This is a genomic window from Catonella sp. (assembly GCF_052169795.1).
Classification (GTDB): Bacteria; Bacillota; Clostridia; order Lachnospirales; family Lachnospiraceae; genus Catonella.
The window spans coordinates 1-7,527 of record NZ_JBQNBU010000093.1; the positions used below are offsets into that span (position 1 = coordinate 1).

Annotated in this window: 7 protein-coding genes and 1 pseudogene; 4 read left to right on the forward strand and 4 right to left on the reverse strand. The window is 32.3% G+C overall.

Features of this window, described 5'->3' with window-relative positions:
- Nucleotides 1-540 precede the first annotated feature (540 nt).
- The gene (rhuM, locus tag ACTTKP_RS10285; protein WP_442553813.1) at nucleotides 541-1,197 is read right to left on the reverse strand and encodes a RhuM family protein; all 657 of its coding nucleotides are present in this window, start codon (nucleotides 1,195-1,197) and stop codon (nucleotides 541-543) included.
- A gap of 13 nt (nucleotides 1,198-1,210) precedes the next feature.
- Nucleotides 1,211-1,729: a cysteine hydrolase family protein gene (locus tag ACTTKP_RS10290; RefSeq protein ID WP_442553814.1), complete on the reverse strand. Its 519-nt coding sequence runs from the start codon at nucleotides 1,727-1,729 to the stop codon at nucleotides 1,211-1,213.
- Between the two features lie 656 nt (nucleotides 1,730-2,385).
- Here ACTTKP_RS10290 and ACTTKP_RS10295 point away from each other — a divergent pair.
- From ACTTKP_RS10295 to ACTTKP_RS10310, 4 genes are all read left to right on the forward strand, one after another.
- Entirely contained in the window at nucleotides 2,386-2,628 is a 243-nt protein-coding gene (locus ACTTKP_RS10295; protein WP_442553815.1) for a helix-turn-helix domain-containing protein, read from the forward strand.
- A gap of 1 nt (nucleotide 2,629) precedes the next feature.
- On the forward strand, nucleotides 2,630-3,631 hold the full coding sequence (locus tag ACTTKP_RS10300) for a DNA adenine methylase (protein WP_442553816.1): 1,002 nt from the start codon (nucleotides 2,630-2,632) through the stop codon (nucleotides 3,629-3,631).
- 10 nt (nucleotides 3,632-3,641) lie between these two features.
- Nucleotides 3,642-4,409: a TRM11 family SAM-dependent methyltransferase gene (locus ACTTKP_RS10305; RefSeq protein ID WP_442553817.1), complete on the forward strand. Its 768-nt coding sequence runs from the start codon at nucleotides 3,642-3,644 to the stop codon at nucleotides 4,407-4,409.
- A 2,019-nt stretch (nucleotides 4,410-6,428) separates the two neighbouring features.
- Complete coding sequence (locus ACTTKP_RS10310; protein WP_442553818.1) at nucleotides 6,429-6,572, forward strand: hypothetical protein; 144 nt, start codon at nucleotides 6,429-6,431, stop codon at nucleotides 6,570-6,572.
- A 3-nt stretch (nucleotides 6,573-6,575) separates the two neighbouring features.
- Here ACTTKP_RS10310 and ACTTKP_RS10315 read toward each other — a convergent pair whose 3' ends face one another.
- Together ACTTKP_RS10315 and ACTTKP_RS10320 are read right to left on the reverse strand one after the other, a co-directional pair.
- Nucleotides 6,576-6,935, reverse strand: coding sequence for a DUF4275 family protein (locus ACTTKP_RS10315; RefSeq protein ID WP_442553819.1), 360 nt, complete (start codon nucleotides 6,933-6,935; stop codon nucleotides 6,576-6,578).
- Nucleotides 6,936-7,213: 278 nt separating this feature from the next.
- A pseudogene (locus tag ACTTKP_RS10320) lies at nucleotides 7,214-7,527 on the reverse strand (ATP-binding protein); the annotation flags it as partial.

Below are 7,527 nucleotides of genomic sequence, written 5' to 3' on the forward strand. Positions count from 1 at the left end.
GATTTCCACTATATAAGGCAAATCGTAGCAAAATGTAGTAGTCATTAGTAGTCAACGATAGGGAGGTTGACTACGCACCTTTTAACGGTAGAATCGTTAAAGGGGTTTCAAATTTAGGGTAAGCGTTATAAGGTATGAACCAATGCTTTTATTTTACCAAATAGATTACAGCTAACTATGATTTTTTGTTAAAAAGCAGATTGCATTTTTCTTTGTCAACTCGCATACCTAGTAGCAAAATATCAATTTAACTCTTCATAATACTTTGCTAATAAACTGAAACTTATTATTTAAGTATTCTGTTAATAACATATATCAGCATATTAAGTAATTATAGAACAAGCAAATTCATAACCATCTTAACCATAATATCTTTTTCATCGGCTTTTGATTCAGCAATCATTAATGTAATTGCCACTAGTGTGCCATCACTTAATCTCTTCCTTCCATCAATAAAGAGAGCATTATTCTTATCTAAGAATTCTAGGAATAGCGAAGCCGCAATTCACTTGCATCCGTCTGCATATGGATGATCTTTAATCATAAAATAAATAAATTAGCAGCTTTTTCCTCTAATGACGTATATATATCATCACCAAATACATCTGATTTAAATGAAGTCTCCATGTGAGAAACCATATTTCGACATTCTTCATATGTTATTTTATATATAGGCTTATTCCCCACAGGTTTTTCAAGAGATTGATGATCATATTGGTCTAAAAGCATCAATGCATCTGTATACAAAGTAACAGCTTTTAAAACATCTGACTCTTCAACATCCAATTTACTTGCAAGCATCTTTGTTTGTATATCAATTGTTCTTTCAAGCGCTTGCAATCTTTTTTCATTAATAGCATAACCTTGTATTACATACTGTTTCAAGACAGAATTTGCCCATCTACGAAATGCTATTCCTCGCTTTGAATTAACTCTATATCCTACTGAAAGTATCATATCCAGATTATATATCTTAGGTTTTCTTCCCCCGGAACTTTTGTCGGAAAAACCGACAGAAGTCTCATCCAATTCTCCTGAAGCAAGTATATTTGAGATATGTTCGCTCACTGTGGCATGCTTAACATCAAACAATATCTCCATTTGTTTCTGTGTCAGCCAAACTGTTTCCAATTCTGGACTTAATTCAACTTCAATATTTACATCTCCATCTATAAATAAAACAATTTCATTTTTCACAAAAAATCACCACCTATTGTTTCAGATAAATTATCGCATCTTCAACCGACATGCATGTAGCAAATCTCTCAGGCCACATCATATCATTATAATACTTATATGTTACTTCGCCGGTCATATAATCATTATCAAAGGTTGAATTTGCTCCTTGTGGAATAATCACCTTATATCCTCTTTCAAATGCAGATTTCACAGTTGCGTCAACACAAAAATTTGTCTGCAAACCGACAACTATCAGAGTATCTTCATTTTTAATATAATCAACAAACTCTTCATTTCCAAAGCAGCTATTAATATCTTTTACAAAAACCTTTTCCTCATCCATAGGTGTCACCTGATTCGCAATTTCAAAATCTTCATCACCAATCGAAAAACCCGTTCCAGGTCCATCATCATGCTGAAAATATATGACCTCTATCTGATTCGCACGAGCAGCATCAATAATTCTTTTAGTATTATCTATAAATGATTCAAAATTATAGAGTCTATTGTCTGTAATTCCTTTTTGTATATCTATAACTAACAGTTTCATTCGATTCTCCTTAGCACTAAAAACTAGAATTTAGCACGGAGAAACACTCCGCCTAATATATCATTTATCATAGCATAACACCCATACTTTTTCTATCACAAAAATAACCCCGGCAGCACATTACCACCGAGGTCATCATCCTTTGCATCGTCAAATCCAAGGTTGGTGTAAACATTCATTGAGTCGGACAGCTCAGATACCATCCTTTTAGATTTACCACTTATAATTGTAGCTATAATGTAATATTTGAATTTTCTGCTGATATTGATTCAGTATGTGATATTGCGTGGTACACTCTTGCTCGTATGATTTCCGAAGATCCTGCTCTTGAAAACAGAGGTAATGAAGAATCAAGACCAGAAGGTATCATGATATGCTGTCGCAACTGCGATAAATTTATCATAAGGAAAATCAACAGACAGTAATACCGTGATTCAGAAGATTGTCAGAAGGGGCATTGTTCTTCTATCCTAAAATCTGTTGAAATTATTATCTCCCCTTCTCTCATAAATCACTTGAAATTATATACAGTTCGAGTAATATATAAATAATCCTCTAAAGACATTTGTATACTTCTTTTAAGTCAATTTTTTCATATTTTTATTGATTTTTTCACAGAAATGTTATAGATTGTTTGATGTAAGGAGGTTTATAAAATGTCAGTAAGCTATAAGAAACTTCAACACATATTAATAGAGAGAGATATTTCTCATTCTCAGCTTATGAGGGATGCTAATATATCAGCTAACATTATTAGCAAAATAAAAACCGGTCAATATATTGCACTTGATAAAGTAGAGAGCATTTGTAATGCATTAGAATGCACACCAAATGATATCTTAGTTTTTCTACCGGAAAATGACGTGAATGCTAATTCTCACGAAGAAGGAGATAATTAAAATGAATTATATTGGCTCAAAATATTCTTTATTGGATTTTTTAGAAACAACAATAGAAAAAGTTACTGAATATAAACATGGGGATAATTATGTTTTTGCCGATTTATTTGCCGGAACTGGAATCGTAGGTCAAACGTATAAATCAAAAGGATGTACCGTTATTTCAAACGATATTCAATACTATAGCTATGTCTTGAATAAACATTACATAGAAAACATTCCAGAACTTGACACAAGCCTATTAGATACACTTAATAATCTTCAACCTGTCGAAGGCTTTATATACAAAAATTATTGTGAAGGCTCCGGTTCAGGTAGAAATTATTTTACTAATGAAAATGGAATGAAATGTGACGCTATAAGAATAGAGCTCGACAGACTCCATTCATCAGGTCAAATCAATAACAATTTGTATTTTTATTATTTAGCCAGCCTCGTAAACTCGATTGACAAATATGCAAATACAGCTTCTGTATATGGTGCCTTTTTAAAGCATATCAAAAAATCTGCCAGGAAAGAGTTCCAATTAGAACTATTGCCAGTAGTTTCCGGCAGTATCGGAGAAGCTTACAACGAGGATATTAATACATTGGCAAAAAAAATTCATGGAGATGTATTATACCTCGACCCGCCATATAATGCTAGACAATATTGTTCTAATTACCATGTACTCGAAACAATTGCGAGATACGATAATCCTGAATTAAGTGGAGTTACAGGACTCCGAGATTCTTCAGACCAAAAGAGCAAATTTTGTTCCAAAAGGACTGTTGCAGAAACATTCGAAGACTTAATCAAAAATGCTCAATTCAAATATATATTTTTGAGCTATAACAACGAAGGCCTTATGAGTCTCGATACCATAAAAGAAATAATGTCTCACTATGGAAAATATAGCTTCTTTACTAAAGAGTATAGACGTTTCAAAGCAGACAAAGATGAAAACAGAAATATTGCAGCCGACTCTACTACTGAGTACCTGCATTGTCTAATAAAACAATAGGAGGAACCGGATGGCAAGATATAATGATTTAGACCCCGAAAAATGGAAAGAATATGATGATATTAACACCGATTCTCTATGGATAATAGATAAGCGTGATAATTCCGGTGCTCACACTGGAGATTATCATGGTAATTTTGTTCCACAGATACCACACCAATTATTTACTCGATATACCAAAAAAGGAGATTGGATTCTTGATCCGTTTATGGGAAGCGGTACTTCTTTAATAGAGGCACAGCGTATGGGAAGAAATTCTATTGGAATCGAATTGCAACCCGAGGTCGCTCGTGAATCTTGTGACAGAATACAAACAGAACATCATGATGATTGTTCTGTAAAAATAATTACTGGAGATAGCCGAACCATTAATATGGATAAAATAATGGAAACCATAGGTATAAATAAATTACAATTTGTAATTATGCATCCACCATATTGGAACATTATTAAATTTTCAGATAACAAAAATGATTTGTCAAATACTGAAAGTCTCGAAGAATTTCTAAATTCATTTGGAGAAGTAATTGATAATTCAACTAAATATCTTGAAAAAAACAGATATTGTGCCTGTGTTATAGGCGATAAATACGCAAATAGTCAAGTGGTACCTCTTGGGTTTCATTGTATGAATAAATTCATAGAAAAAGGTTTCTTACTTAAAGCAATTCTTGTAAAGAATTTTGGTGAAACCAAAGGTAAGACCAATCAGCAGGGTATTTGGCGTTATCGTGCTATCACAAATGACTTCTACATTTTCAATATTCAAAGAAACTAATTCTTGAGTTCTTATCCTATCAATTATTCTTTGGTTGTCTGTTCTCTTCGCTAAGATACATGGATGAACTATAACTTTTTTTCCATATGATAGTATATTCGGAATAATATATTGTGAAGACCACTTAAGATACCACGGCAATTGCTCATCAATAATATAATCATATGGTTCTTCATCTTTCAATTCAACAATTTTGAGATGTATTTCCGTTTCATTTTCTTCAATTATCATCGTGTCAATTCGCTGCATTCCAACTCCACACGATACTTCATTGCCTATCCAAACACTTCCATTATCTAGAGACAATATTTTATCTTTCAATATAGGCGAATCAAATTTTTGCATAATAAATGCTTGTAGATGTGTCTCAAACGCATTTCCTCTATGTGCCTTATATAAAAGTCTTGGTTGAATATCTAGAATACACTCTCTTCCTGTATATGGATTAGTCTGATCAACATTACTAATCTTGACTTCTCTAGAATCAAATGAAAATCTAGTATTATTTAAAGTTTGACCGTTATTCTTCACCTCAAGTTTAGCTTTCAAATCGTCAAACTCATACTGAGTAATCATTGTACAGCCTCTATTACCTTTTAACTTTCTATAAATCATACTCCAACAAAGTTGATGAGGAGCACTTTTACCAGTTAAATCATCTAAATAATCGTGTTCAGTAATTCCAAGAGGATATACACAATCTGGTGCAATTTTAACACGAAAAGCTAATCCCTTTCCAAGTTCACTCACCAGATAATTATTATTATCATTTTCATCGAAAAATCCCAACGATTCTGCTTTAAATACTCCAAAAAACAATCCTTGATTATTTTGAGTTGACTGTAGATAAAAGATAATCTTATCTCCTGGTCGAATTCTTGAAATATCTGCTATCATTCCAACTAAGTTTCGTTCTGTACTATGATGATAATTTACTTCTGCAGAAGTTAAAAAAGGACTTGTCTTATCCTTCGCTCCGGTACCAGCAAACATATAATCAAGATGTAATTTAAAAGTTGTTGAATCAACAACAAACACGTGTATATTCATAATTCCTCCTAATTCAAGTGAATAATATTACTTTTAAGGTTATATTCTCTTCCATTATCCATAATTGTTATCTCATTGAACCCATGTTCTTTTACATATTTCATATATGCTGATATTCTATCTCTCGTTAGTTCAAAGTTACTTTTCATATCATTTTTATGATCAACTTCTGGGTTTGAGGTACCCAAAACAACACAATTTCCGCAAATTTTTCCTCGTATTAAAATGCCTTGTAATGCCGAGTTTTGCGTTGATTTATCGGCTTTTTATTGCATCGTATTTTTCTTGTTAATGACTACACTTTTTGCAAAGTACTTCAAATTGGTGTAATTGGGGCAAATATATTTGCACTTTCCCCCATTCAACTGTACCAGAATGTATCTTATTATTACGCAATTTTACAAAAGATGCTATACTATTCTCATTTACTTACGGTAACAAGTATTTTGATACGATTACATTCACTACATCACTATTTTCATTTACGCAATATTGCAATCATGCTATTATTATTTTCACCAAATAAATATTCCGGTATATCTGTATTGTGTGATTTTATACGATACAGATAATCAATTCTCATCTATTTTTTTCATATATATTCAACACCTCCTACTCATTTTATATTTTATTTAACCTTATAATTCAAAGGAAAGTAAAAACCTGTTTTGGATAAAAATATTAAAAAATATGATAAAATAGGGATTTTCTGCTCGATTGCCACGCATTTGCATGGTATAATTAAACTATAGAATAGAGAGTAACAAAGTTGAGGGATACAATCCGTAGGATGACGGAAGCAGCAAGAGAACTTAACAAGTTGCTCAATGAACTTATAAAGTTCTCCTGGAATATATCCTATTTAACCGGTGTGATACTCTTCCTCATCCACTCCCTTAGGTAAGTGATGGGGGCGAAAGCCCCTATGCCTTACCTAAAATATAACACCAATCCACCAACTATGCAAGTATGAAAGAATTTACAAAAGAAATGGTCAGGCTTTCAGGTGTACCTGTGCGTACAATAGAAGACCTTGAGAAAAGAGGTGACGGTAGGGTATCAACCATTATTAAGATTGCTGATGCCCTTTCAGTCACTCTTGATAAGCTGTAAATATCAAGACCTATAAAAATATGGTCCACAATCGTCCTCGTGTGTCTTCATATATGTCCAAGACCAATCGGATGAAACTACATATATTTCGTCAAACTTATCTATATATTTCGAATCCATTTCTTTTCCAAGAAGTTTAAGAGAAGGATTAGTTTCCCACAAGTCAAAATACTTAGCTCCAGATTTATCAAGTTCATCAAATATTTTTCTTGCGTTATCTCCTGTAAAATACTTATCTGCATCAACAATATTCCAAGAAAAAATGTGCCAAAGAAAATTACCCCCTCCTACAACTCTTTTTTTCAAAAGTGATTTTGATATGTTATTTGCAAAATGTAATAGCCATTCTTTTTCAAAATCCATAGTACCTCCTCTAAAATTCCAATTAGTATAGCGAAAACTTTTTAAGATTCATTAAAGCCTTTTATTATTTTTTCTTCCTCTTCTGCAGAAATCTCATAAAAACGCCGGCTTGCTATCGATATCCTATCTAAAGTAGTAAAGAAAAATTTCTTTTTTCGCATTTTAACTATCTTCACGGCTTGCAAAATTGCTTCTTCACGATTTAAATACCTCATTTTGCTCTATTTTGCTTGGGTTTATCTTGTACTTTGTCATATTCTTCTTAAAATAAATATGATTTATAAACAGAATGTCATATACGCCGGTATACACACTATTCCATCTTTTATTACAAGATTTCTTGGATGAATAATATAACTCTCACCTATTCTCGATTTATATTTTTCATTAAACCTATCCAGCGAAGCTGTAGTGTATTTTTTCCCTGACTTTACTTCTATCGAATACATTTTATATTTCAGCTTACTATTGTTGGATATAATGAAATCAATTTCTATATCGTTACGATGTTTTTCACGCGAATAATGAGTATAAAAATACAATTTATGTCCATTTGCGACAAGCATCTGAGCTATTACATTCTCATATAACA

What these genes read in the sequence shown, in the direction of transcription:
- ACTTKP_RS10305 (WP_442553817.1), top strand. Translation starts at nt 3,642, where the DNA reads ATGGCAAGATATAATGATTTAGACCCCGAAAAATGGAAAGAATATGAT.
- ACTTKP_RS10315 (WP_442553819.1), bottom strand. Translation starts at nt 6,935, where the DNA reads ATGGATTTTGAAAAAGAATGGCTATTACATTTTGCAAATAACATATCA.
- ACTTKP_RS10290 (WP_442553814.1), bottom strand. Translation starts at nt 1,729, where the DNA reads ATGAAACTGTTAGTTATAGATATACAAAAAGGAATTACAGACAATAGA.
- ACTTKP_RS10295 (WP_442553815.1), top strand. Translation starts at nt 2,386, where the DNA reads ATGTCAGTAAGCTATAAGAAACTTCAACACATATTAATAGAGAGAGAT.
- ACTTKP_RS10300 (WP_442553816.1), top strand. Translation starts at nt 2,630, where the DNA reads ATGAATTATATTGGCTCAAAATATTCTTTATTGGATTTTTTAGAAACA.
- ACTTKP_RS10310 (WP_442553818.1), top strand. Translation starts at nt 6,429, where the DNA reads ATGAAAGAATTTACAAAAGAAATGGTCAGGCTTTCAGGTGTACCTGTG.